The sequence below is a fragment of the Streptomyces sp. NPDC047108 genome (assembly GCF_040643575.1).
In the GTDB taxonomy this organism is placed as follows: domain Bacteria; phylum Actinomycetota; class Actinomycetes; order Streptomycetales; family Streptomycetaceae; genus Streptomyces.
This window is the reverse complement of sequence record NZ_JBEYUP010000007.1, coordinates 215,276-240,722: the sequence shown is the minus strand read 5'-3', so window position 1 is coordinate 240,722 and position 25,447 is coordinate 215,276. Positions and strand designations below refer to the sequence as shown.

Annotated in this window: 20 protein-coding genes and 1 pseudogene; 12 read left to right on the top strand and 9 right to left on the bottom strand. The window is 73.0% G+C overall.

Features of this window, described 5'->3' with window-relative positions:
• Window positions 1–410: 410 nt before the first annotated feature.
• Window positions 411–1,883: a glutamate synthase subunit beta gene (locus tag ABZ822_RS17415; protein WP_360854212.1), complete on the top strand. Its 1,473-nt coding sequence runs from the start codon at window positions 411–413 to the stop codon at window positions 1,881–1,883.
• Window positions 1,884–2,007: 124 nt separating this feature from the next.
• On the opposite strand, the gene ABZ822_RS17410 is transcribed toward ABZ822_RS17415, so the two are convergent.
• The 4 genes from ABZ822_RS17410 to ABZ822_RS17395 all read right to left on the bottom strand — a co-directional run bounded on the left by ABZ822_RS17410 (window position 2,008) and on the right by ABZ822_RS17395 (window position 6,685).
• Window positions 2,008–2,997, bottom strand: a complete 990-nt coding sequence (locus ABZ822_RS17410; RefSeq protein ID WP_360853937.1) for a malate dehydrogenase — start codon at window positions 2,995–2,997, stop codon at window positions 2,008–2,010.
• A 382-nt stretch (window positions 2,998–3,379) separates the two neighbouring features.
• Complete coding sequence (locus ABZ822_RS17405; protein WP_360853934.1) at window positions 3,380–4,606, bottom strand: DUF2690 domain-containing protein; 1,227 nt, start codon at window positions 4,604–4,606, stop codon at window positions 3,380–3,382.
• Between the two features lie 436 nt (window positions 4,607–5,042).
• Window positions 5,043–5,633: a DUF3017 domain-containing protein gene (locus tag ABZ822_RS17400; RefSeq protein WP_360853931.1), complete on the bottom strand. Its 591-nt coding sequence runs from the start codon at window positions 5,631–5,633 to the stop codon at window positions 5,043–5,045.
• Window positions 5,634–5,824: 191 nt separating this feature from the next.
• Window positions 5,825–6,685 carry a bifunctional methylenetetrahydrofolate dehydrogenase/methenyltetrahydrofolate cyclohydrolase gene (locus ABZ822_RS17395; protein WP_360853928.1) on the bottom strand — a complete coding sequence of 287 codons (861 nt, stop codon included), beginning with the start codon at window positions 6,683–6,685 and terminating at the stop codon, window positions 5,825–5,827.
• 202 nt (window positions 6,686–6,887) lie between these two features.
• Between ABZ822_RS17395 and ABZ822_RS17390 the strand changes: the two genes are divergently transcribed.
• From ABZ822_RS17390 to ABZ822_RS17375, 4 genes are all read left to right on the top strand, one after another.
• A complete protein-coding gene (locus ABZ822_RS17390; protein ID WP_360853925.1) occupies window positions 6,888–7,553 on the top strand; it encodes an RDD family protein in 666 nt (221 codons plus the stop codon).
• Between the two features lie 238 nt (window positions 7,554–7,791).
• Complete coding sequence (locus tag ABZ822_RS17385; protein WP_360853922.1) at window positions 7,792–8,421, top strand: hypothetical protein; 630 nt, start codon at window positions 7,792–7,794, stop codon at window positions 8,419–8,421.
• A 244-nt stretch (window positions 8,422–8,665) separates the two neighbouring features.
• Complete coding sequence (locus ABZ822_RS17380) at window positions 8,666–9,409, top strand: FHA domain-containing protein (protein WP_360853919.1); 744 nt, start codon at window positions 8,666–8,668, stop codon at window positions 9,407–9,409.
• Window positions 9,406–11,109 carry a protein kinase gene (locus ABZ822_RS17375; RefSeq protein ID WP_360853916.1) on the top strand — a complete coding sequence of 568 codons (1,704 nt, stop codon included), beginning with the start codon at window positions 9,406–9,408 and terminating at the stop codon, window positions 11,107–11,109. Before ABZ822_RS17380 ends, ABZ822_RS17375 begins: the two co-directional genes overlap by 4 nt.
• A 236-nt stretch (window positions 11,110–11,345) precedes the next feature.
• On the opposite strand, the gene purH is transcribed toward ABZ822_RS17375, so the two are convergent.
• Both purH and purN read right to left on the bottom strand, forming a co-directional pair.
• Window positions 11,346–12,920 carry a bifunctional phosphoribosylaminoimidazolecarboxamide formyltransferase/IMP cyclohydrolase gene (purH, locus tag ABZ822_RS17370; protein ID WP_360853913.1) on the bottom strand — a complete coding sequence of 525 codons (1,575 nt, stop codon included), beginning with the start codon at window positions 12,918–12,920 and terminating at the stop codon, window positions 11,346–11,348.
• Complete coding sequence (gene purN, locus ABZ822_RS17365; protein WP_360854209.1) at window positions 12,917–13,570, bottom strand: phosphoribosylglycinamide formyltransferase; 654 nt, start codon at window positions 13,568–13,570, stop codon at window positions 12,917–12,919. Before purN ends, purH begins: the two co-directional genes overlap by 4 nt.
• Before the next feature lie 251 nt (window positions 13,571–13,821).
• Between purN and ABZ822_RS17360 the strand changes: the two genes are divergently transcribed.
• Window positions 13,822–14,865, top strand: a complete 1,044-nt coding sequence (locus ABZ822_RS17360; protein WP_360853910.1) for a hypothetical protein — start codon at window positions 13,822–13,824, stop codon at window positions 14,863–14,865.
• A gap of 110 nt (window positions 14,866–14,975) precedes the next feature.
• On the opposite strand, the gene ABZ822_RS17355 is transcribed toward ABZ822_RS17360, so the two are convergent.
• Window positions 14,976–16,511: a DUF6350 family protein gene (locus ABZ822_RS17355; protein WP_360853907.1), complete on the bottom strand. Its 1,536-nt coding sequence runs from the start codon at window positions 16,509–16,511 to the stop codon at window positions 14,976–14,978.
• A gap of 124 nt (window positions 16,512–16,635) precedes the next feature.
• On the opposite strand from ABZ822_RS17355, the pseudogene ABZ822_RS17350 reads away from it, so the two are divergent.
• Window positions 16,636–17,214: pseudogene (locus ABZ822_RS17350) on the top strand (sigma factor-like helix-turn-helix DNA-binding protein); the annotation flags it as partial.
• Window positions 17,215–17,396: 182 nt separating this feature from the next.
• On the opposite strand, the gene sucD reads toward ABZ822_RS17350, so the two are convergent.
• Complete coding sequence (sucD, locus tag ABZ822_RS17345; RefSeq protein WP_360853904.1) at window positions 17,397–18,281, bottom strand: succinate--CoA ligase subunit alpha; 885 nt, start codon at window positions 18,279–18,281, stop codon at window positions 17,397–17,399.
• A 22-nt stretch (window positions 18,282–18,303) separates the two neighbouring features.
• The gene (sucC, locus tag ABZ822_RS17340) at window positions 18,304–19,479 is read right to left on the bottom strand and encodes an ADP-forming succinate--CoA ligase subunit beta (protein WP_360853901.1); all 1,176 of its coding nucleotides are present in this window, start codon (window positions 19,477–19,479) and stop codon (window positions 18,304–18,306) included.
• Between the two features lie 696 nt (window positions 19,480–20,175).
• On the opposite strand from sucC, the gene ABZ822_RS17335 reads away from it, so the two are divergent.
• The 5 genes from ABZ822_RS17335 to ABZ822_RS17315 all read left to right on the top strand — a co-directional run bounded on the left by ABZ822_RS17335 (window position 20,176) and on the right by ABZ822_RS17315 (window position 25,447).
• Entirely contained in the window at window positions 20,176–22,026 is a 1,851-nt protein-coding gene (locus tag ABZ822_RS17335; RefSeq protein WP_360853898.1) for a phage tail sheath subtilisin-like domain-containing protein, read from the top strand.
• Between the two features lie 27 nt (window positions 22,027–22,053).
• Window positions 22,054–22,578, top strand: a complete 525-nt coding sequence (locus tag ABZ822_RS17330; RefSeq protein WP_360853895.1) for a phage tail protein — start codon at window positions 22,054–22,056, stop codon at window positions 22,576–22,578.
• Window positions 22,575–23,330, top strand: a complete 756-nt coding sequence (locus ABZ822_RS17325; protein WP_360853892.1) for a hypothetical protein — start codon at window positions 22,575–22,577, stop codon at window positions 23,328–23,330. The genes ABZ822_RS17330 and ABZ822_RS17325 overlap by 4 nt, the downstream gene beginning before the upstream one ends.
• Window positions 23,323–24,057 carry a hypothetical protein gene (locus ABZ822_RS17320; protein ID WP_360853889.1) on the top strand — a complete coding sequence of 245 codons (735 nt, stop codon included), beginning with the start codon at window positions 23,323–23,325 and terminating at the stop codon, window positions 24,055–24,057. The genes ABZ822_RS17325 and ABZ822_RS17320 overlap by 8 nt, the downstream gene beginning before the upstream one ends.
• A 244-nt stretch (window positions 24,058–24,301) precedes the next feature.
• Window positions 24,302–25,447 carry a DUF4255 domain-containing protein gene (locus tag ABZ822_RS17315; RefSeq protein WP_360853886.1) on the top strand — a complete coding sequence of 382 codons (1,146 nt, stop codon included), beginning with the start codon at window positions 24,302–24,304 and terminating at the stop codon, window positions 25,445–25,447.

The following is a 25,447-nucleotide window of genomic DNA, read 5'->3' as shown; positions in this document are numbered from 1 at the left end:
ACCCCTCCCCCGTCACGGGAAACCCATGCGCAAGTTTTCACGCTCAGTGACCCATTTCACGCTGCCGGGAAGGGATTCGGGCCGGAATGGCAGATTCGGGCAGCGGGACCGCGGATGACGGGCGACGGACGAGCACGCCCCCGGCTCGATCGAGCACCACGTCCGCATCCGCCGCGAGCCAGGTGTCCGCGATGCACGGGACGGCACACGGGAGTTGGGCGGCGGCCCGGCACGGGACGCCGGTGCCGGACAGGAGCCGGTCCGCGCCGGAGGAATAGGCCGGGCGGCGGAGAACCACCGGGCGTGGAGGTCGGCGTGGAGCCCCCGTCCCGCACTGATGAAAGGCGGACAAACCAGGCGTAGAGTGGCCGGAACGCCACGGTCCGATGCTGCGAGCGACGGAGCAGCACATGGTCGACCCCAAGGGCTTCCTCAAAACCTCACGCGCCGCGAGGCCACGCCGGCCCGCCGAGGAGCGCGTGGCCGACTGGCATGAGGTCTACACGGGCCAGGAGCTGCTTCCGCTGGTCACGAAACAGGCGAGCCGGTGCATGGACTGCGGCGTCCCGTTCTGCCACAGCGGCTGCCCGCTGGGGAATCTCATCCCGGAGTGGAACGAGTACGCCTCGCTCGAGGACTGGCGTGCCGCCTCCGAGCGCCTGCACGCCACCAACAACTTCCCCGAGTTCACCGGTCGCCTGTGCCCCGCTCCGTGCGAGGACGCCTGCGTCCTGGCGATCAACTCCGACCCCGTGACGATCAAGGACATCGAGTCCACCATCGCCGACCAGGCGTGGGCGCTCGGCCACACGCCCCCGCAGCCACCGGAGCGGCTCAGCGGAAGGACCGTCGCCGTCATAGGGTCCGGGCCCGCCGGGCTCGCCGCCGCGCAGCAGCTCACCCGCGTCGGGCACACGGTCGCCGTCTACGAGCGCGAGGACCGTATCGGCGGGCTGCTCCGCTACGGCATCCCCGAGTTCAAGATGGAGAAGCGCCACATCGACCGGCGCATCGAGCAGATGGAGGCCGAGGGGACCAAGTTCGGCCCCGGCGTGGCCGTCGGGCACGACGTCGACGCGGCCGAGCTGCGGGCGCGGTACGACGCGATGGTCCTCGCCGTCGGCGCCACGGCATGGCGGGAGCTGCCGGTTCCGGGCCGCCAGCTGCGCGGCATCCACCAGGCGATGGAGTACCTGACGCTCGCCAACCGCGTGCAGGAGGGCGACTACGCGGCACCGCCCGTCACCGCCGAGGGCAAGGACGTCGTGATCATCGGCGGGGGCGACACCGCGTCGGACTGCCTGGGCACCGCGATCCGGCAGCACGCCGCGTCCGTCACCCAGCTCGACATCAACCCGGAACCGGGCGCGGAGCGGCGCGAGGACGAGCCCTGGCCCACGTACCCGAAGGTCTACCGGGCCTCGCACGCCCATGAGGAGGCCAGGGCCGGGTCGGGGCACGACCCGCGGATCTTCTCCTCGGCGACGCTGCGCTTCGACGGCGACGACCACGGCACCGTACGGGCGTTGCACCTCTCCGAGGTCGAGCCCGTGCACCGGCACCCCGTGCCGGACACCGAGGAGGTGCTCCCGGCGCAGCTCGTGCTCCTCGCGCTGGGCTTCTCGGGCCCCGAGCGGGACAGCGGCCTGGTGGACCAGCTCTCCCTCGGGCTCGACGTCCGGGGGAATCTCGCCCGCGACCGTCGGTTCGCCACGGACCTGGACGGCGTCTTCGCGGCCGGGGACGCGGGCCGCGGCCAGTCGCTGGTGGTCTGGGCGATCGCCGAGGGACGTGCCGTGGCCGCGGCCGTGGACTCCTATCTGACGGGCGGCACCGTGCTGCCGTCGCCGATCGGACCCGCCGACCGGCCGCTCAAGGTCTGACCGAGGCCCCTCCACGGCGGAACGCCCCGTACGGGGAACGCCCCCGGCAGCGGTGTGCTGTGCCGGGGGCGTTCGATGCGCTCGACGCGCGGGCGCGGCACGGAGGCCGCGGCAGCGGACGGGCTCAGATGAGGCCGAGACCGCGGACCGCTTCGCGCTCCTCCGCCAGCTCCGCGACCGAGGCGTCGATTCGGGTGCGGGAGAAGTCGTTGATGTCCAGGCCCTGCACGATCTCGTACGAGCCGTCCTTGGTGGTGACCGGGAAGGAGGAGATCAGACCCTCGGGAACGCCGTACGAACCGTCGGACGGAATGCCCATCGAGGTCCAGTCGCCGTCGGCGGTGCCGTTGACCCAGGTGTGGACGTGGTCGATCGCGGCGTTGGCGGCGGAAGCGGCCGAGGACGCGCCACGGGCCTCGATGATCGCGGCGCCGCGCTTGGCGACGGTCGGGATGAAGGAGTCGGCGAGCCACTTCTCGTCGCCCACGACCTCGGCGGCGTTCTTGCCCGCGACCTCCGCGTGGAAGATGTCCGGGTACTGGGTGGCCGAGTGGTTGCCCCAGATGGTGAGGCGGCGGATCTCGGAGACCGGCGCGCCCGTCTTCTTCGCGAGCTGGGACAGCGCGCGGTTGTGGTCGAGGCGGGTCATCGCGGTGAAGCGCTCGGCCGGTACGTCCGGGGCGGAGGACTGGGCGATCAGCGCGTTGGTGTTCGCCGGGTTGCCGACGACCAGGATCTTGACGTCGTCCGCGGCGTGGTCGTTGATGGCCTTGCCCTGCGGCTTGAAGATGCCGCCGTTGGCCTCGAGCAGATCGCCGCGCTCCATGCCCTTGGTGCGGGGGCGGGCGCCGACGAGAAGCGCGATGTTGGCGCCGTCGAAGGCCACGTTCGGGTCATCGGCGATGTCGATGCCCTGCAGCAGCGGGAAGGCGCAGTCGTCGAGCTCCATCGCGGTGCCCTCGGCGGCCTTGACCGCCTGCGGGATCTCGAGGAGTCGCAGCTTGACCGGCACGTCGGCGCCGAGCAGCTGACCGGAGGCGATGCGGAAGAGCAGCGCGTAGCCGATCTGGCCGGCCGCGCCGGTGACGGTGACATTGACGGGAGTGCGGGTCATGGCGATCTCCTGCTTGCTTGCCTGGCGGTGGGTGTCCCTGGCCGTCTAGGGATCTCTTGGTATCGAGAGAATTCCGGCCGTCAGGCTATCGCCCCGCGCTGGGCGGCCGCTCGCGGGTGTGAGGGGGGGGAGCGAGCGGCCGCCGGGGGTGCGCGGCACCCGTGGGGGGGTGTTGTTCCGTCTGCCCTCGCTTCACAGGGCCATGCCTCAGAATTTCAGCCGCTTTCCGGGGCGGTTTCCGGCCACATCCGGACACGCCATGACACAGGGCCCGCGCGGCGACATTCGCTGCACGGGCCCTGTGTCATGACCTGCGGGAGGTGGAGCTGGAGGGCGTACGGGAGCGGGCCGGGTGGCACGGGGCGGGACCGGCGCCCCGTGCTCAGTTGCCGGCAGTCGTACCGGCGTCGGTGCCTGATCCCGTTCCCGCGCCGGTACCGGAGTCGGCGCCTGCGCCCGAACCCGTGCCCGCCCCTGCCGCGTCGCCGTCCGTGCAGCCGCGCAGGCCCGCCTGCGTCTGCGCACACGCCTTCGCCGCCTCCGGGGACTTCGCGGCGACCATCGCGGTGTACGCGTCCCGGTCGGCGTCCGCCGTACGCCTCTGGCTGCCGCGCGCGGCCGTGACGGTGACCTCGTCGCCCGCCGCGGCCTTGGTGATGCGCGCCCAGGCGGCGGCGCACACCTTGCTGTAGCGCACCTCCACGACCGCGGTGCCGACCGTCGTATCGGCCACGGTCTCGGCGTACTCGCCGCCGCAGCCCATGGCCTCGGGATCGGCACCGGCGCACTTCTCGCCGGTGCACTCGACCCCGGCCGGAAGCTCGGGCGACTTCGACGCGGTGGGGGAGGGCGGGGGCTCGGCGGCCTCCGACCCGTCGTCCTTGTTGAGGCCGAGCAGCAGCACACCGGCGGCGACCACGGCCAGCGCGCCCGCGATGCCCGCCAGGAACATCGGTACGCGGCGCGCGCCCTGCCTCCGCGCGCCCCGGCCACGACCGCCGCGATCGCCGCCGCCACTCGCGGAGTCGGCGGGCGCGACGGGGCCGGGGTGACCGGCGCCGTACGGCTGCGGCGTCGCGGAGGCGGCCGCGTACGGGGCCGCCGCATGCTGCACGGACGGCTGCCCTGCGGCCCGTTCGGAGGTCTGCCCTGCGGCCCGTTCGGGGGTCGGTGCGGACGTCCGTGCCGGGGTCTGCCCGGGGGCGCCCACCTCCGGGGCCTGCGCCTTCTTCGCCTTGCGGCCCTTGGCGGCCTTCGGCGGCTGCGGGCCGAACTCCCCCAGCGCGGCGCGCGCCTGGGAGACCCGGATCGCCTCCATCGTCACGTCGTGCCGCATCTCGGACCGGCTCCACGCACGCTCCGCCAGCTCCCACATCGTGGTGAGATGGCCGCTGTTCGTGCCGGTCACGTCCGCGAGCGCGACGACGGCGCCCTGCGGCGGCAGCAGCCTGCCGTTGAGGTAACGCTCCCACGAGGTCCTGCTGTAGCCCGTGCGGTCGGCGACCGCCGAGACGGACAGACCGCTGCGGTCGACGAGTCTGCGGAGCTGACTGGTGAACTCCTGCACCTGCGGGTCGAGTTCCTCGGGCAGCGCCTTCCAACGAGGCATGTGGCCTCCCCCTGTTCCCCCCGAGTCGATCTGTGGTCCTGGCGCCCTGGGCCCCACGGTGTCCCGGTCCGGACGCCCATGCACAGGATGTCAGTTCGAGGCCCGGGGTTGCGATGTGGGCCGGAACACGTCCCTCCCGTCCACGACGCGTCACAGGAACCGGACAGCCGGCACACGGCGGTGACGCTTGTTGCACTGCCGCAGCACGGCGGCGATACGGTCACGTCCGCGCCACAGCGCGCCCGTGAACCTTGAGTGGCGTCGCCAGGCACAAGATCCTCATGTGCGGAAGGGACGCGCCACGGGGGCGCGGCAGCGACGCACCCTTCCCCACGCAACGGCGCCCGTCCTCACCCGGGGGAGAGGGCGGGCGCCGTTGTTCCGGGTGTCGCCGTCCGCACGACGGGGGCCGTACGCGTCGCCGTCGCCGTACGCGTCAGCGCACCACCGCGCGGATCAGGTCCTGCAGCCAGGGCATCTCCAGCCAGGGATCGGGCTGGATCATCATCGCCAGCAGCACGATCACCACACCGAGCGTGCCGTAGGTGACCATGTCCGTGAACCGCGACCGCACCGCCAGCATGCCGACCGACGGCAGGACCCGGCGGAGCACCGCACCCGCGATCAGCGCAAGCCCGATGATCAGCGTGCCGATGCGCGCCGCGTCGGCGGCGACGACGAGCAGCCCGGTGGCGGTCCCGCCGAGCACGGCCAGCAGCGGCCACTGGCGCGCGGGCGCGGGCGCATCGCCCGGCGCGGCCCGTCCGCCGCCTTCGGGCCGTGCGGTGTCCCGGGTGATCCGCGGGAACCTCCGGCTCCCTGCGGGCCGGTCCGTCTCCTCCTCGCCGCCCGGGCGGTCGTCGCGGCCTTCGCGCTCCGCGACACGGCCTCCCGCACCCGGCGCAGCGCCGTCCGCGCCCTGGGCGCGTGCCCCGGCGCCCGCGGCGAAGGGGCGGGCGGACGCGGCCGAACCGCGTCCGGCGTGCGGCGCCCCGGGTGCGCCGTTCGCTCGCGCATCAGCAGCCATGGTTGGTCGACCCCTTCCCTTCCGGCGAGGGCATGGTTCCGAAGGTAGCGCTGTCCGGCCGGGGAACGTGCCCCCGGCGTCCGCTCCGTGCGTCACACGGCGGGGCCCCGCCCCCGTACGGCGCAGGAGGCTCACGCTCGGTGCGGCATGCGGCCCACGTACACAGCAGGCGTCGCGTGGTCTCCGTGGGACTACGCCGACGCGGCCTGGCGCTCGGCCGCCTCGACGACGTTCTGCAGCAGCAGGGCCCGCGTCATCGGGCCGACGCCGCCGGGATTCGGCGAGATCCACGCCGCGACCTCCGCCACGCCCGGGTGCACATCACCGACGATCTTGCCGTGCTCGTCCCGGCTCACGCCCACGTCCAGGACGGCCGCGCCCGGCTTGACGTCCTCCGGCTTCACGATGTGCGGCGAGCCCGCGGCGGCGACGACGATGTCCGCCTGCCGCAGCTGAGCGGACAGATCGCGGGTGCCGGTGTGGCACAGGGTCACGGTCGCGTTCTCCGACTTACGGGTCAGCAGCAGCCCGATCGAGCGCCCGACGGTGACACCGCGGCCGACGACCACGACATGGGCGCCGTTGATCTCCACCTGGTGGCGGCGCAGGAGCTGGACGATGCCGTTCGGGGTGCAGGGCAGCGGCCCCGGCTCGTTCAGCACCAGCCGCCCGAGGTTCATCGGGTGCAGTCCGTCGGCGTCCTTGGCCGGGTCGATCAGTTCGAGCACCCGGTTGACGTCGATCCCCTTGGGGAGCGGGAGTTGGACGATGTAGCCCGTGCAGGCCGGGTCCTCGTTGAGCTCCCGTACGACCGCCTCGATCTCGTCCTGGCCCGCGGTGTCCGGCAGCTCGCGCTGGATGGAGGCGATGCCCACCTGCGCGCAGTCACGGTGCTTTCCCGCCACGTACCACTTGCTGCCCGGATCGTCACCGACCAGCAGGGTCCCGAGGCCGGGTGTGACCCCGCGGGACGTGAGCGCCTCCACGCGGGCGACGAGTTCCGACTTGATCGCGGCGGCGGTGGCCTTGCCGTCGAGAATGTTGGCGGTCATGCCTCCATCCTCCCGGATGAGGTGCGCCGGGTACCAATCCGGTCTCACCGACCACCGCATGCCCGGACAAACCGCACCAGGGACTCGACAGCGGCCGTACAGGTCATGAGCATGGCTGAATAGAGCTGTCGCAATCGGGGGGTGCCGCGGCGCAGAGGTCTCCTTCCGGTGCGCATCGACCGTTGATCGCTCGGAGGAGCACATGAGTTACCCGCCCGGCCCCGGCAACCCGTACGGCCAGCCGCAGCAGCCGCAGCAGCCCCCGCAGGGGCAGCCCTACGGCTACCCGCAGCAGCAGCCCGGCTTCCCTCAGCAGCAGGGCTACCCCGCCCACCCCGGCGGCGGCTACGGCCAGCCGGGCATGCCCTCGGGCATGCCGCCCTTCGCTTCGTGGGGCTCGCGCGTGGGAGCCTCCCTGGTCGACTTCCTCATCAGCGGCCTGGTGCCGATGGTGCTCATGATCGCCGGGTACGTACAGATCATCGGCGACACCCTCGACTCCGCCTCGGACTGTGACGCCGGTGACCAGGCGTGCATCGACGCGGCCGCCCAGTCCACCGCCGAGGGGTCCGGGGGTGCGCTGGCGCTCATCCTCATCGGCGCGCTGCTCAGCCTCGTGGCGAGCCTGTGGCTGATCTACAAGGAGGGCAAGACCGGCCAGACGCCGGGCAAGAAGGCCATGAAGATCAGTGTGCTCCGGGAGGCCGACGGGCAGCCCCTCGGCTTCGGCATGGCCTTCGTCCGCCGCCTGTGCCACGCGCTGGACGGGATGGCCTGCTACATCGGCTTCCTGTGGCCGCTGTGGGACGAGAAGAAGCAGACCTTCGCCGACAAGATCGTGAAGTCGGTCGCCGTCAGGAGTCAGTGACCGCAGCGCGGTCGGCCGGAACACGGTGACGGGCACCCGGCGGGCCGGGCCGGGTGCCTCGCGGCCTGCGCACCGGACAACCGGTGCGCAGGCGCCACTGGTTACCGGCTGGACAACCCCGATCGTCCGGACGACCATGACCGGGCAAGGTACCGCGGCTGTACGGGGGGACGGGCCGCAGTTCCGTCCGGCCTCCGTGCGTCACCGCGCCGTCCCCGTACATCCGCTCGGAGGAACCGTGAGTTATCCCGACCCCAACAACCCCTACGGCGGGCAGCCGCAGGGGCAGCCGTACGCAGGGCCGCCGCCCCAGGGGCAGCCGTACGGCTACCCGCAGCAGCAGCCGCAGCAACAGCCCGGCTACGCATACCCGCAGGCCCAGCAGGGCTCCCCCTACGGCGCATATCCCGGGTATCCGGGCGGAGTTCCGGGCGCCCCGGTCTCGATGCCGGGCCAGGTCGTCACCGCGCGCGTGCTGCTCTTCATCGCCGGGGCGCTGTGGGCCCTCACGGCCGTGCTCATCCTCATCTTCGGCATCACCGCCCAGAACATGGGCGACGACCTCCCCACGGAGTTCCGCGACGTCGCCGCCGGCGCCGGGATCCTCCTCTTCCTCCTCTTCGGCGGATTGGCGGCGCTGCACATCACGCCCGCGTCGATGTTCGGCAAGGGGCGGGGCGGCACCCGGATCACCGCCATCATCGCCGCGTCCCTCAACACCCTGGTGTCCGTCCTGGCGTTCTTCTCCGCCGCGGCCCAAGGCGGCAATCCCGTTCTCGCCGTCCTGTGGGCCGCGACCGCGATCGTGACGCTGGTCTTCTGCTGCCTCCGCCAGGCGAGCGAGTGGTTCAACCGGCCGCAGTACTGAGTGCGCCCTCCGGCACCGGCCGGCACGGACCCGCCCGCCGGGCCCGCCGCGGCTCCAACGCCCCGCACCGGCAACGGAGTTGCCGGCCCGGCGGCGCACCGGCCCGGACCTGGACACCGGCGGTCCGGCCTCCGTGAGGGGCGCACCGAAAGACCTCGGGTGCGCCCCTCGCGCCGCGTTGCGGCTGCGATCGGGCGCTCAGTAGCCTGCTGACCGCTGCCGATCCTCACCAGGGGGAACGTTCGTGTTCAGCGTCATCGTGGTGCCCGACGGTTCACGCGGCCCCGACTCCCAGATCCGGCTGGAGCCGGGCGAGACCCTGCGCTTCGGCCGCACCAGGAGCGAGGAACAGGCCGCAGGGCCGCCGTTCCTGGTGATGAACCATGCCGGGGTCTCACGGTCCGCGGGGGAGATCACCGCCACCGCCACGTTCTGGACGCTGACCAACCTCAGCGGCCGCCAGACGTACGTCGTCGAGAACCCCGAAGGCGCCGGTGAGCACATCAAGGTCGGGCCCGGCCGGGTCGAGGCCCCGGTCCCGTTCGAGTTCTCCCGCGTCGTGCTGCCCGCCGGCAGCGACCTGGTGGGCTTCGACGTGTGGGCCCCGCGCCACGACTACCTCGAGGACCACGCCGGCACCGGCGGCGAACCCACCGCCCTCCCCTTCCCGTTGGACCGCTCCAAGCGCTACTTCCTGGTGCTCGCCGCGCTCTGCGAACCCAGGCTCCGGGGCGAGCCCCACGCACCGCTGCCCACCACCGAACAGGTCGTGGAGCGCCTCAAGCCCGCCTGGCCCGCGGTGAACCGGACCACGGTGCAGTGGAACATCGACTATCTGGCCGTCAAGCTGCGCCTGAAGCCTCCGGCCGAATCCGCCCTCCCCGGGCCCCGGTTGAACGGCAAGAAGGAGTCGCTGGTCTCCCTCGCGCTCCGCTTCGACCTCGTACGGGAGGAGGAGCTCGAGGTGATCGAGGAGCCGGTGCGGTGAGCGGGACCGGCGGCGGCGCGCCGTTCGCCGTCCAGGTGCCCAAGGGGTACCGGGTCGGATGCTGGGAGGTGCGCGAGCCGCTGGCCTCGGGCGCGTTCGGCAGCGTCTACGCGGCACGGCGCCGCGGAGGCCCGGGCCAGGACGCCCCGCCCGACCTCCCCGGGTCCGCCGCGCTCAAGTTCCTGCCCACCGGCACCCGTACGCCCCGCCAGCTCCGTCATCTGGAGGATCTCGCCCACCGCGAGCTGGAGTTGCACCGCCGGCTGCGCCGCCCGCGCCTGATCCGGATGTACGAGGCGCTGACCGTCGACGACCCGGGGAACCCCGGACTCGACGGCGCGACCGTGCTCGTGCTCGAACGCGCCGAGTGCTCCCTCGACGCTCTCCTCGCGCCGCCCGGGGGCGGACCTCTGCAGGACGGCCCGGCGCTGCTGGCGCAGATCTGCGAAGGACTGGCCCAGCTCCACGGCGCGGGCTGGGTGCACGGCGACCTCAAGCCGGGCAACGTGCTGCTCATGCCGGGCGGTTCCGGCCCCTCCGAGTCCGTGGTGGGCGGCCGGGAGGAGGACACCGGATCCGGCGGGAAGCGGTCCCGCGGAGCGGGCGGCGGATGGTCGGTCCGGCTGGGCGACTTCAACCTCGCGGCCGAGCTCGAGGGCACCCACGCCTACGCCCCCGCCTTCGCCACCCCCGACTACACCCCGCCCGAGCTGCTGTGGTCGGACATCGGCGAACGCGGCCAGCAGATCCGTACCACCGCCGACATCTGGGCCTTCGGTGTCGTGGCCCATCTGGTGCTGGCCGGGACGCTCCCGATGCCCGGTGCCACGGTGGCGGCCCGCCGGGAGGCGGCCGTCCGCTACGCGCGCGGCGCCGAGGACCTGCGCCTCTCCCCCGAACTGCCGGACGGCTGGCGGGAGATCATCGGCGACTGCCTCGCCCGTACGCACGACGAGCGCGCCGCGCACACCTCCGCGGACCTGCTCCGGCGGATCGGGAAGCAGGCCGGGACAGGGCGTCCGCCCCGGCTGCCGCGGCGGCTGCTCCGCACACCGCGTCAGGGCGCGGTGCGCCGTCCGCGCGGCCTCGTGGTCGCCGTCGCGGCCGCCGCCACGGCGGTGGTCGCGGGGCTCGGGTACGGCCTGGGTGTGCTGGGGGACGACGGTGGCTCCGGCGAGGACGGCGCGAGCAGGAAGGCCACCTCGGTCACGTACGGCAGGGAGGTGCTGCGGACCGACGCGGGCGTGCCGACCGCGTACCGCAAGCTCATCGTCGAGGCGGCTCACGCGTGCACCCAGGCGGAAGTGACGCCGCCGCTGATCGCCGCCCTGCTGAAGGCGGAGAGCGACTTCGACCCGGACCTGTCCGATCCGGCGAAGGACGAGTACGGCATCGCCCGCTGGACGCCCCGGGTGCTCAAGTTCTACCTCCCGCCCTCGCAGGTCCCGGACACCGGCGACCCGAAGCCGCCGTTCCCGCCCGAGGTGTCGATCCCGGCCGTGGGCCGCTACCTCTGCGTCATCGCGCCCCGGCTCGACGCCGAACTGAAGGGCAACCGCGAGGTGCTGGTCGCGGCCGCGTACCGCACCTCGTTCCGCACGGTGAACGACGCCGGCGGGGTGCCCGCCGCGTACCGCGACTACGCGGCGCGCGTCGAGCGCCACCTCGAGCAGTACACACCCCGGCCGCCCGCGCAGTGACCCTCGGAGGTCCGAGGTTCCGCCGCGCCCCGGGGCGCGATTGGCTGACCCGCACCGGAAACGGGGGGAGACTCCGTCCCTCGCGCCCAGGCCGCGCGGGGGCCGGAGTCGTTGGTGCGGCTCTTACGGGGCCGTGGACGCGGACGGCGCCGGCCCCGGACCTGTGAAGGTCCGCGGCCGGCGCCGCCTCGCATGGCCCCCGTCGACCGGCGGGACCGCGATCGGGCGATGCGCGATCAGTGGAAGAAGTGGCGCGTCCCGGTGAAGTACATCGTCACTCCGGCGCGCTTCGCCGCCTCGACCACCTGCTCGTCGCGCACCGAACCCCCGGGCTGAACCACGGCCTTGACGCCGGCCTCCAGCAGGACCTCCAGCCCGTCCGGGAACGGGAAGAACGCGTCGGACGCGGCGTACGCACCGGACGCACGCTCCTCGCCCGCACGCTGGACCGCGAGCCGGGCGGAGTCCACACGGTTGACCTGGCCCATGCCCACGCCCACGGTCGCGCCGCCCTGGGCGAGCAGGATCGCGTTGGACTTCACCGCGCGGCAGGCGCGCCAGGCGAACGCCAGCTCGCGCAGGCCGTCCGCGTCCAGCGGATGGCCGCTGGCGAGCGTCCAGTTGGCCGGGTCGTCGCCCTCGGCCTGGAAGGTGTCGGCGTCCTGCATCAGGACACCGCCGGAGATCGGCTTGAGGTCTCCGGACCGCAGCGGCGAGCCCTCCACGCGCAGCACCCGGATGTTCTTCTTGCGGGCCAGCACCTCGACGGCGCCGTCCTCGTAGCCCGGGGCGGCGATGACCTCGGTGAAGATCTCGGCGACCTGCTCGGCCATCGCGACCGTCACGGGGCGGTTGACGGCGATGACGCCGCCGAACGCGGAGAGCGGGTCGCAGGCGTGGGCGTTGCGGTGCGCCTCCGCCACGTCGTCGGCGACGGCGATCCCGCACGGGTTGGCGTGCTTGATGATCGCGACGCACGGCCGGTCGTGGTCGTAGGCGGCGCGGCGCGCGGCCTCGGTGTCGATGTAGTTGTTGAAGGACATCTCCTTGCCGTGCAGTTGCTCGGCGTCGGCGAGCCCGCCCGGGCTGCCGTCGGAGTAGAGCGCGGCGCCCTGGTGCGGGTTCTCGCCGTAGCGCAGCACGCTCTTGCGCTCCCATGCGCCGGCCAGGAACTCGGGCAGCCCGCTCGACTCGGGCTCCGGGGCGTAGGACTCGGTGAACCAGGAGGCCACGGCCACGTCGTAGGCCGCGGTGTGCTGGAACGCCTCGGCGGCCAGCCGCTTCCGCGTGGCCAGGTCGAAGCCTCCCGCGCGCACGGCGGTCAGCACGTCGCCGTACCGGGCGGGGCTGGTGACGACGGCGACCGAAGGGTGGTTCTTCGCGGCGCCGCGGACCATCGACGGGCCGCCGATGTCGATCTGCTCGACGCACTCGTCGGGCGAGGCGCCCGAGGCGACGGTCTCCCGGAACGGGTAGAGGTTCACCACGACCAGCTCGAACGGGGTGACGTCCAGGTCGTTGAGCTGCGCGCGGTGGGAGTCCACCCGCAGGTCGGCGAGGATCCCGGCGTGCACGCGCGGGTGCAGGGTCTTGACCCGGCCGTCCAGGCACTCCGGGAAGCCGGTCAGGTCCTCGACCTTGGTGACGGGGATCCCGGCGGCGGCGATCTTCGCGGCGGTCGAGCCCGTGGAGACCAGCTCCACCCCCGCCTCGTGCAGCCCGCGGGCCAGCTCCTCGAGTCCCGTCTTGTCGTAGACGCTGACCAGTGCGCGGCGGATGGGGCGCTTCGTAGCTTCGGCGGTGGCGGTCACGGGATCATTACCTTTCGTCCCTCAATGCGGTAGCCGTTACGGGCCAGGCGCCCCACGACATCGACGAGCAGCTCTCGCTCGGTTTCCTTGATGCGCTCGTGCAGAGCGTCTTCGTCGTCCTCGTCCCGGATCTCGATCACGCCCTGGGCGATGATCGGGCCGGTGTCGACGCCGTCGTCGACGAAGTGGACGGTGCAGCCGGTCACCTTCACGCCGTACGCGAGGGCGTCGCGCACGCCGTGGGCGCCGGGGAAGCTGGGCAGCAGGGCGGGGTGCGTATTGACGAACCGGCCGCCGAACCGGGCGAGGAACTCCTTGCCCACGATCTTCATGAAGCCGGCCGAGACGACGAGATCGGGCTCGTACGCGGCCGTGGCCTCGGCCAGGGCCCCGTCCCATTCCTCACGCGTGGCGTGCTCCCCCACCCGGCACACGAACGTCGGGATCCCGGCGCGCTCGGCCCGCTCCAGACCGGTGATCCCCGCACGGTCGGCTCCGACGGCGACGACGCTCGCGCCGTATCCGTCCGGGTCGGCGGCGATGGCGTCGAGGAGGGCCTGAAGGTTCGTCCCGGACCCGGAGACGAGGACGACGAGGCGGGCCGGGGCGGACGGCCGGCGGGGCGAGGACACAGCGGGGCTCTTTCTCAGGGCGCTGACGGGACCAGCTGACGGGACCGGTGGGGCCCGGGTCGGAGGACGTCGTCGTAGGGTCGTACAAGTGTGGGCGATGCCCGTAACCGGAAGACTCTACGAAGCCGCAGACCGCCAGCAACGATACCGGCACACCGAGCGGCCCCCGCGGGACGGGGCCTTCGGGGGGAGGTAGCGTCTGTGCCACGAACCGTCCCGCCGGGCACGGAATGAGCGGGATGACGACACAAGGGGAAGACACACTCCACATGCCGGAACGACGCCGCCGCGCGGCTTTCCTCACGCTGCTCCCGGCCTCGTCCTGCGATGTGCGGCGGGGGGACTTCGGCCCCGCCGCGCTCCCGGGGGCGGCCCTGGCGCTGCGCGTTCCTCTGAACGGTGTCCCCCTGGCCGCGGCGGGAACCACGGTGTTCCCCGTGCACACCGCGCAGGACGACGCCGGTGCGCCGGTGCTCCGGCGCGAGCGGAAGTCGTCGTCCGCACCTCCCCCCGAGGACGAGGACAACCCCTTCGCGGCGCCGCCGGAGAACCGGCCGGAGCAGCCGTGGCGCCCGCGCGGGCGGCGGGGCGGCTCCGAGGGATCGGACGGTTCGGGTGGTTCGGGACCGTCGGACGGTTCGGGCGACTCCGGCAACGGCGGTGACGGGAACGGCGACGAGGGCCGCCGGCAGGCCCCGTGGGGCAACCGGTGGAGCAGTCGGCAGCCGGGCCGCCAGAGCGGCGGCTTCGGCGGCGGCCCCGGCGACCGCCGTCAGGGCGGCGGCCAGGGCGGCCCCGGCGGACCCGCCGGCCTGCGCTGGGACCCCACGGATCCGCTGCAGCGCCGCGCGCGTTACGCCCTGCTCGCGGGCATGTGGGGCTTCTTCTTCGCCCTGTTCAGCATCCCGGAGATCGCGCTGCTGCTCGGCACGCTCGCTCTGTACTGGGGCATCAGCGCGCTGCGCGGCCGTGCACCCCGTACGCGCGGGAGCGAAAGCCCGGGCCCGGGCGTGGGGGCGAGCGCGAACGACGTCGGCGCCGGCACGGAGAAGGCTCCGGCCGGCCGTCCCGAGGCGGCCGGACCGGCCGCGGGCGGCCCGCCGCAGAGTTCCCGGCCGCAGACGACCGCCGCGATCAGCGGACTGGTGACGGGCGGGCTCGCGCTGGCGATCGTGGCGGCGACGTTCACGTTCCAGCTCGTGTACCAGGACTACTACGCGTGCGTGGACGACGCGCTGACGACCTCGTCCCGCCAGTCCTGCGAGGACCTCCTGCCCAAGCAGCTCCGCCCCCTGCTGGGCGCCCAGGACTGACCGGGCGGTGCTGACCGGGGGCTGATCGGGGGCTGATCCGGCGCGGGCCGGCCGCCGCGGCGTTCGCGCACCATCCCCCAACTCCCGGGATCCCGGGGCCGCTACGGGTCTCAGGACACCGGAGCCGCCGACTCCTCGGAGACCGCCGCCGCCGGGACCGAGACCGAAGGCCGTCGCTTCGCGGGCGCGGTCCGGGGCGGACGCCGGCGCCACCAGCGCAGCACGAGCGCCGTCGGCGCCGCCACCGGTACCGTCCAGCACAGCGCCACCGCCCCGGTGAGCCACCAGCTCGGACCGAAGTCCTCCAGTGCGCCCGTGCCGAGCCCGCCCTCCGTCACGCCGCTCAGCACGGCCATCGCCAGGGCGCAGGCGAGGCTCCCCAGCAGCGCCGTCAGCGCCGTGTCACGCCAACCACGTACGCCCCTGCCGGAAACGGCCGCCCGCCGCACCGCCCCCGAGCCCTCTCCCCCGGACCCGTCGCCCTTGAGCGCGCCCCCGCGGAGCCGCCGCCACCACGCGGCCGCCCGCTCCCTCAGCGACTGCCGTACGGCGAGTGGTTCACCGGCGGCGGCGCGCATCGCCGCGGCCGGGACCGCGGCCCGCGCCACGTACCAGCCGACCGTCACCCCGGCGGCGAGCGGCAGCAGGGCCACGGGCCAGGTCAGCGGGGAGCCGGGGCCCGCGTCGGGGACGGCCGCGAGCAGCGGGAACCGCGGCAGGTCCGGGTGGACCGACGTACCGAGAGGGCCGACGAGCGTGCCCGCGCCGAGGGTGAAGCCGGTGCCGACGGCGTAGGCCGCGCCCCACACCACCGCGTTCGGCACCAGCACCAGGGCCAGCAGCAGCACCGCGAACCGGCCCGTCCCGGGCTCGGTGAGCTGGTGGAAGGACTGCTGCGCCGCGGCGCCGTGCCAGGTGAGGGACAGGGCGACGAGCAGGGCCCCGCCGCCCAGCAGAACGGCCGTGCCGGCGGTTCCCGCCCGCCCCGCCGTGACGAGCCTGCGGCGGGTGAACACCGCGCGGACGCGGCGCGGGATCCGTTCCAGGACCTGCCCGGCCCGCTCGGGCAGCGGGTCGCGCGGCCGGCCGCAGGCGGTCCAGTACCCGTAGGCGACGGCGGCGAAGGTGACGACCGGCAGGTGCAGCAGGGCGCTGAGGGCGTCGGCGTGCAGCGGGCCGCCTGACGCGTAGATCACGGCCGTCACGCCGACCAGCAGATAGCCCGCGCTCAACCACCCGATCGTGGGACCGGCCGGAGGGGGGCCGCCGGGCTCGCGCCCGGCGTCGGCCAGCTCCTCCTCATGGGTCTCGATCGCGTGACGGGACGCGCGGTACAGCAGCCAGACGGGCACCGCGCCGAGCAGCAGCGGGGTGATGCCGACGGGCGCGGGGGCGCCGGAAACAGTGCCGGTGCGCACGAGTTCGGCGCCGTGGGCGAGCAGCCACAGGGCCGCCGCCACGTGCAGCGCGGCGCTCGGACCGCTCTCCGGGTACGGCGAGACGATCCACAGCAGCAGGACGACGACAGTCACCGCGCCGAGCCCCAGGGCGGCCGCGACCACCCCGCCCGCGACGAGGCGGCCGCGGGCCGGCGACGACGGGTGCGGCGGTGACGGCGGCGGTGTCCGGTCGTTCGAAGGGGTCACGGCGGACATGCTGCCAACAACACACCATTCGGGGGCGCAGCAGCTCTTCGGCCGTCGTGTCGCTCAATATGTGGCTATGCACCGTTACGCACAGCCCGGCAGGGAACGGGTGGGCGGAGGCGCGGCGTTGGCGTTCGACGCGCTCTACACCGCCCACGCCGCCGGCCTCGTACGGCAGGCCTATCTGCTCACCGGCAGCAAGCACCTCGCCCGGCAGGCGGTCTACCACGCCTTCTACCAGGCATGGCAGCGCTGGCCGGAGGTGGCCGTTGACAGCGATCCAGCCGGGTGGGTGCGGGCCGCGACGTACGAGTACGCGCTCTCGCCCTGGCGCCGGCTGCACCATGCCAACCGCGGGCCGTCGGGCCGGCTGGGCCCCGACCGTGCGCTCATCACCGCGCTGCTCGGCCTTCCGCCGTCCTACCGGCGTGCGCTGCTGCTGCACGACGGCGTGGGTCTGGGTCTGCCCGAGACAGCGGCGGAGACCGAGGCGAGTACGGCCGCCACCACCAACCGGCTGATGCACGCCCGGGCCGCCATGGCCGGGTCGCTCCCGGAGCTGCGCGATGCGACGCCGGTCCGGCGGGCCGCGGCCCTGCGCCGGATGCTGAGCGAGAAAGCCGCCGTGCAGCAGGTCAGGACACGGCCCGCGGAGTCGGTGCGGACGGCGGGCGAGCGGCGCGCGCGGTTCTGGACGCGGACGGTGTACGGGCTGGTGGGTTTCTTCGCCGCGCTGCTGCTGGTGGCCACGGTGGTCGACACCCTCTTCTGACGGGAGTGGGCGGGACTCATGGCCCGAAGTGCCGTCACGCAGAAGGGCTTGGGCCCGTACCTCGCGGTACGGGCCCAAGCCCTTGTCAGCGTTGCGCCGGGATGCCCCGGGGCTCAGCCGCCGAGCGCGGCGCGCGCCAGGCGGGCGGTCTCGGACGGCGTCTTGCCGACCTTGACGCCCGCGGCCTCCAGGGCCTCCTTCTTGGCCTGGGCCGTGCCGGAGGAGCCGGAGACGATGGCGCCGGCGTGGCCCATGGTCTTGCCCTCGGGCGCGGTGAAGCCCGCCACGTAGCCGACGACCGGCTTGGTGACGTTGGCCTTGATGAAGTCCGCGGCCCGCTCCTCGGCGTCGCCGCCGATCTCGCCGATCATCACGATCAGGTCGGTCTCGGGGTCGGCCTCGAAGGCGGCCAGGGCGTCGATGTGGGTGGTGCCGATGATCGGGTCACCGCCGATGCCGACGCAGGTGGAGAAGCCGATGTCCCGCAGCTCGTACATCATCTGGTAGGTCAGTGTGCCGGACTTCGACACGAGACCGATGCGGCCGGGCTTGGTGATGTCGGCCGGGATGATGCCCGCGTTGGACGCGCCCGGGGTGATGAGACCGGGGCAGTTCGGGCCGATGACCCGGGTCTTGTTGCCCTTGGTCTGGGCGTGCGACCAGAACGCGGCGGTGTCGTGGACGGCGATGCCCTCGGTGATCACGACGGCGAGCGGGATCTCGGCGTCGATCGCCTCGACGACCGCGTCCTTGGTGAACTTCTCCGGGACGAAGATGACCGTGACGTCGGCGCCGGTCTTCTCGATGGCCTCGGCCACGGTGCCGAAGACCGGGATCTCGGTGCCGTCGAAGTCGACCGCGGTGCCGGCCTTGCGCGGGTTCACACCGCCGACGATGTTGGTGCCCGAGGCGAGCATCCGCCGGGTGTGCTTCTGGCCCTCGGAGCCGGTCATGCCCTGGACGATGACCTTGGATTCCTTGGTGAGGAAGATAGCCATGGTGTCGGTGTCCTCGTCCCTCTTACTTGGCTGCCAGCTCGGCGGCGCGCTCGGCCGCTCCGTCCATGGTGTCCACCTGCTGCACGAGCGGGTGGTTGGCGTCGGTCAGGATCTTGCGGCCGACCTCCGCGTTGTTGCCGTCGAGGCGCACGACCAGCGGCTTGCTGACGTCCTCGCCCTTGGACTTGAGCAGTTCCAGGGCCTGGACGATGCCGTTGGCGACGGCGTCGCACGCGGTGATGCCGCCGAAGACGTTGACGAAGACGGACTTGACGTCCGGGTCGCCGAGGATGATCTCGAGACCGTTCGCCATCACCTCGGCGGAGGCGCCGCCGCCGATGTCGAGGAAGTTGGCGGGCTTCACGTTGCCGTGGCCCTCACCGGCGTACGCGACGACGTCGAGGGTCGACATGACCAGACCCGCGCCGTTGCCGATGATGCCGACCTGGCCGTCGAGCTTGACGTAGTTGAGGCCCTTGGCCTTGGCCGCCGCCTCGAGCGGGTTGGCCGCGTCCTTGTCCTCCAGCGCCTCGTGTCCCGGCTGGCGGAACTCGGCGTTGGCGTCCAGGGACACCTTGCCGTCGAGGGCGATGATGCGGCCGTCGGCGACCTTGGCCAGCGGGTTGACCTCGACGAGGAGCGCGTCCTCGGCGACGAAGGTCTTCCACAGGGTCTGCAGGACCTCGGCGACCTGGTCGGCGACCGCGGCCGGGAACTTGGCGGCGGCGACGATCTCCGCGGCCTTCTCGGCGGTCACGCCCTCGTTCGCGTCGACCGGGATCTTCGCCAGGGCCTCGGGCTTGGTGGCCGCGACCTCCTCGATGTCCATGCCGCCCTCGACGGACGCCATGGCCAGGAAGGTGCGGTTCGTACGGTCGAGGAGGTACGAGACGTAGTACTCCTCGGCGATCTCCGGCGCGGTCTCCGCCAGCATGACCTTGTGGACCGTGTGGCCCTTGATGTCCATGCCGAGGATCTGGCCGGCCTTCTCGACCGCGTCCTGCGGGTCGGAGGCCAGCTTGACGCCGCCGGCCTTGCCGCGGCCGCCGACCTTGACCTGGGCCTTGACGACCGACCGGCCGCCGAGACGCTCGGTCACCTCGCGCGCCGCCTCAGGCGTGTCGATGACTTCACCGGCCAGCACCGGTACACCGTGCTTGGCGAAGAGGTCCCTCGCCTGGTACTCGAACAGGTCCACGCGCGTCCGTCCCTTGCGTCTGCGTCTTGATTACCGCTGTCGTGGTGATGCGGTTCGTTGTATGCGTGGGCGTGCCGCTAGGGCAGCGTGACGACGCGATCACAACGGAGGCGCACACACGTTGGCCGGGTACGCGGCATGTCCGTCTCGCAGGTTATCCCCGTCGCCCTCGGGTCCCTAAATCACAGGTCACATGTGAGCGGTGATGGTGGTCACATGACGAGACGGAATGTCTCACCACGGCGCCGATCCTCACGAAGCGCAGCCAATCGGCCATTCCTCTCGTTCAGGGCGCCGACAGGGCGGCAAACCGGCGCGCCGGGACTTTCATTCTTTCGACTCGTTTCCGTCGTTCAAACTCATCCATCAGGTGGGCACACCTCTCCCGCATTGCCATATTTCGCCAGCGCAAAGCCCGTATCCGAAACCAAATCGCCCTTCCTCCGAGCGCAAACGAAAGATCGGCTTCTTGACCGGAAAACTGCCTTGACCCGCAGGTGAGAGGCGGTCGAGACTCCAAGAGGCACGCATGCAACAGGAGTCGCTCCACTGCGAGTTGGGCTCCTGCGATACCGAAATCGCTCGGGGGTGTGTGACGGGGGAATTGCTGGAGAAGTGTGCATCCGCGCGTTCCGCGCACGCCATTTCTTCACATCCTCTCCATCATCTCTGGCTGCGCTAAGGGATTGGAGGGGAATGCCGGTGCAAACGGGCTATCCCGGCGTATACATCGAGGAACTTCCCAGTAGCGTCCGTACGATCGCGGCGGTCACCACGTCGGTCACCGCCTTCGTGGGGCACACCCGCCGCGGACCGCTGAACCACCCCGTGCGGATCACCAGCTTCGCGGACTTCGAACGCCGCTTCGGGGGTCTGAGCTCGCGGAGCGCCGTCGGCCACGCCGTTCACCAGTTCTTCGGCAACGGCGGCACGGTCGCGGTGATCGTGCGCGTGGCCGCCGCGGGATCCGGCCAGGAGGCGTGCGTCACGCTCGACTCCACCGAGGGCCGCAGCGAGTGCCCGGTGCTCACCGTGCACGCCAAGGAACCCGGAGTCTGGGGCAACGGCCTGCGGGTGGCGGTCGACTACGACACCCCGGAACCCGACGAGACCTTCAACCTCCACGTCCTCGACGCGAAGGGCGGCGCCCGGGAGACCTTCACGGGCCTGTCCGTGCGGCAGGGGCACGGCCGCTTCGTGGAGACCGTGGTCAACGCGGGCTCCACGCTGATCCGGGCCGACGTCGTCGGCGACGGCGGCAGGCCGGACCCCTCGGGCACGGTCTCCAAGCCGTTCGGCGCCGAGTTGCCGGACCTGGCCGTGGACCTCACGGTCAAGATCGGTGACGTGGAGCGCGAGTTCACGCTCTTCGACCCCGACCAGGACGGCGAGCCGCCGGCCGGCGTCACCGAGCTGGCCCTGCTCCTGGAGCGCAAGCTGCGGGCGCTCCCCGACGCCCCGGGCAAGCGCGCCTTCGCGGGCGCCGAGGTGACCGCGTTCGGCCGACGCGTCCAGGTCGTCGCGGGGTCCACCGATCCCGAGGACGTGGTCCGGTTCGTCGGCCAGTGCGCCAACGACCTCGGGCTGGAAGCGTCCGTCAACCCGCCCGTCTTCCCGCTGTGCGGCGGCGAGGACGGCGACCCGCCGGGGCCGCGCGACCTCATCGGCAGCGAGGGCGGCAAGACCGGTGTCCAGGCACTGCGCGGCGTCGACGACGTCAACCTGCTCGTGCTGCCGGAGCTGGCCGCGTACGAGTCCACCGAGGACATGATCACCGTGATCTCGGCGGCCCAGCGGCTCTGCCAGGAGCGGCGGATCTTCCTGCTCGTCGACTCGCCCACGAGCTGGGTCAGCGTCGACACCGCGCGTGCCGGGCTCTCCGCCTTCGAGCCGGTGCGCGGCAACCACGCCGCGCTGTTCTTCCCGCACGTCCAGCTCACCGACCCGCTCACCGGCAGGCTGCGCTCGTTCCCGCCGTCCGGTGCGATCGCCGGCGTCATCGCCCGCACGGACGCCGAGCGCGGGGTGTGGAAGGCACCGGCGGGGACCGAGGCGCGGCTGGCGGGGGTGCGGTCGCTGACCGTACCGCTCACCGACCGCGAGAACGGCCTGCTGAACCCGCTCGGGGTCAACGTGCTGCGTACGTTCCCCGTCGTCGGCCCGGTCGTCTGGGGCGCCCGCACCCTGCAGGGATCGGACGCGCTGGACAGCGAGTGGAAGTACGTACCGGTGCGGCGGCTCGCCCTGCACGTCGAGGAGAGCCTCTACCGCGGACTGCAGTGGGTGGTGTTCGAGCCGAACACCGAGCAGCTCTGGCAGCAGATCCGGTTGAACGCCTCCGCCTATCTGCACACGCTGTTCCGCCAGGGCGCCTTCAAGGGCGGCACACCGCGCGAGGCGTACTTCGTCAAGTGCGACAAGGACACGACGACCGACGAGGACATCGAGCGCGGCGTCGTCAACGTCCTGGTCGGCATCGCGCCGGTGAGGCCCGCGGAGTTCGTGATCGTCAAGATCCAGCAGATGGCCGGTCAGTTCGAGATCTAGGAACCCGAAGGAAACCGAAGGACACCGATGGCTGAGTTTCAGATCAACGCCCATCGCTTCGACCCGTACAAGAACTTCAAGTTCCTGGTCCTCTGGGACGGCCGTACGGTCGCGGGCATCAGCAAGATCAGCCCGCTGAAGCGCACCACCGAAGTGGTCAAGCACCGGCACGGCGGGGACCCCAGTTCGCCGCGCAAGTCGCCGGGCCGCTCGGAGTTCGAGGGCATCACGCTCGAGCGCGGCGTCACGCACGACCCCGAGTTCGACCGCTGGGCCAACAAGGTCTGGCAGGTCGGCGCCGGGCTCGGCTCCGAGGTCTCGCTCGCCGACTTCCGCAAGGACATCGTGATACAGGTCCTCAACGAGGCCGGGCAGGTGGCCGTTTCGCACAAGCTCTACCGGACCTGGCCGAGCGAGTACCAGGTGCTGGGCGAGATGGACGCCAACGCCAACGCCGTCGCCATCCAGAGCCTGAAGCTGGAGTGCGAGGGCTGGGAGCGGGACTACGAGGTGCCGGAGCCGACCGAGCCCTCCTTCACCCACCCGGCGTGAACGCGACGCCCGTGGGGCCCGCCGACCTGCTGGCCGCCTGGGAAGCGGGGCAGGCCGCCCGGCACGGCAGCGAGCGAGCGCAGCTCCTGCACCGGGCGGCCCGTCCGGACAGCGGCGGCGACGCCCTGCTGTCGGTGCCGGTCGGCGAGCGGGAGGCGGATCTGCTGGCCCTGCGCCGGGCGCTGTTCGGCGACCGGATGCAGGTGCTCGTGGAGTGCTCCGCGTGCGGCGAGGCCATGGAGTTCGACCTCGACGCGGGCGGACTGGCGCAGCGGCCGGGGCAGCCCGCCGGCCCGCTGCGGGTCGAGGCCGACGGGTGGGTGGTCGAGTTCCGGCTGCCCACCGTCGCCGACCTCGAGGCGGCCGCCCGCTCCGCGCTCGACGCGGCGGACGCCCGGCGTCTGCTGGTCGCCCGCTGCACGGTCTCGGCCGAACGGGACGGGGAGCCGGTCCCCGCGGACCGGCTCGCCGACCTGCCCGAGACCGTGCGGCGGCGGCTGGCCGAGGCGGCCGAACGGGCCGACCCGGCCGCCGAGGTGACGCTCAGCGTCGCCTGCCCCGAGTGCGGCGAGGCCACCCCGGCCGAGCTGGACATCGCCTCCTATCTGTGGACCGAACTGGACGCCTGGGCACGGGACCTGCTGCTCGACGTCCATCTGCTCGCCTCCGCGTACGGCTGGAGCGAGCCGGAGATCCTGGCGCTCAGCCCGCTGCGCCGCCGCTACTACCTGGAGCTGTGCGCAGATGCCTGACGTGCCCGACCACTTCGACCGGCTGCTGGCGCGGCACGCCCCGCCGCCGGGGGCCGAGCCGCGCACCGCCGCGCAGGTACGGCCGCGGCTGCCCGGCCCCTTCGAACGGGTCGAGGCGCTGCGGGCCGAGCCTGCCCGACCGGACGAGCCTGCGCCGCTGGTCCCGGCCGCGCCCCGGCCGGCCGGCCGTGCCGGAGAGGTGATCCGGCACGAGCGGGAGATCAGAACCGACCACCGCACCGTCGTACGGACCGGGACCGCGCCCCGCGACAAGGCCGGGGAGTCCACTCCGGCTCAGGCTCCGGCCGCGCCCCTGCTCCGGCCCGCCGCGCAGGTCGGCCCGGTGGCCCGGCCCGCCGCGACGGACGCACCGCGCCAGGGCCTGCGGACCGCGGGGGCGACGACACCTGACGCACCATCACGACCAGCGGCACCCGCGCCTGCCGTCCAGGGCCCGGGCGCCGCACGTGCCGCCGCGGCGGCAGCGGTGCGGCCGCGCCCCGACGCGGCGGCGAACGCCCGCGGCGCCGCGCGCACCGCTGCCGCACGGCGCGGAGCGCGGCCGGTGGAGCAGGTCGTGCACGTACAGATCGGGCGGCTCGAGGTCAGCGCGGCGGGCGCGGCGGCTGGCGGCCGTACGGCCGCTGCGGGCGGGAACCGTGCGGGACGGCCCGCACCCGCGCTGAGCCTGGAGGACTTCCTGGCACGCGGCGAGAAGAGGGGCTGAGGACCGACGTCATGGGCGGTACGAAGGGCGGGGACGGCATGAACGGCACGGACGGCCGTACGCGGCGGAGGACCAGCGGTGCCGGATACGCGTACGGGCGGGCCCGCGGCGAGGGCGGCCGGGCGCGAGGTGAGGGCGGCCGGACGCGAGGTGGGTTCGCCCGGACGCGAGGCACGTACGGCGACGCGCGAGGTGCGTGCGGCCGGGCCAGGGGCGTGAACTGCGGCAGCGGGGGGCGGACTTCATGAGCAACGGACTGGCGTTCGCGACGGTCACCCAGGCCCTCGCGCTGCTGATCGGCAACAACCTGCAGCCCGAGATCGACATGGCCGTCTCGGTCGAGACGCGCAAGCCGCCGGCCGACCCGCCCACCGACCCGACCATCAACGTCTTCCTCTACCAGGTCACCCAGAACGCCTCGATGCGCCACACCGACCTGCCGACGCGCGCCTCGGACGGCACGCTCGTCAAGCGTCCGGCCGCGGCGCTCGATCTGAACTTCCTGATCACCGCGTACGGCGAGGAGACCGAACTGGTCGGCCAGCGGCTGATCGGCTGCGTCGTCCGCACGCTCCACGAGATCCCGGTCCTGCCCAGGGATGTGATCGAGCAGGCGGCGGAGTTCCCGTACCTGGAGGGGAGCGACCTGGCGGAGTCGCTGCAGAAGGTGCGCTTCTCGCCCCTCCAGATGGACGTCGACGAGACCTCCAAGCTCTGGGGGATGCTCCACCACACGCCGTACGCGCTGTCCGTCGCCTATCAGGCGTCGCTGGTCCTGATCGAGGGCCGCGAGAGGCCGGTCCCGGCCAGGCCGGTCCGCGAACGCACCGTGCGCGTGGCGCCGTTCGGCGCACCGGGCGCGCCCGAGCCCCCCGCGGCGGCCACGCCGGATCGCGCCGCGGCCGCGTCGGACACGGCGGGGGCGGGGGAGGCGGGAGCCGCGGGGCCCACGGGATCTGCGGGAGCCACGGGGCCCACGGGATCCGCGGAGGACGCGGCTGCCGGGTCCGGGCGCGCGGGTGGTGCCGCCTCCCCGCGCAAGAGTCCTGACTCCGGCAAGGGCAGCACTGGCAAGGCGGGCGCGGCGCCCAAGTCCCGTACCGCGAAGGGCCCTTCGGCGCCGTCGACGGCTTCCGGCTCGGGTCGGCCGGAGGAAGCCCGTGCGGATACCGCAGCGGCCGAACCCACCGATGCGGCGACGGACCGCACGACGAGCCGTACGACGAGCGGCTCCCAGGAGCGCGCCGCCAAGAAGTCGGCTCCCGGGGCCGGTTCACCCCGTACACGCAAGGCGACCGGCTCGGCACGACGAGGAGGCGGCGCGTCCACGCCCCCACGGGCCGCAGGAGACGTCGCGGACGGTGCCGCCGCGGAGAACGGCCAGGGCTGA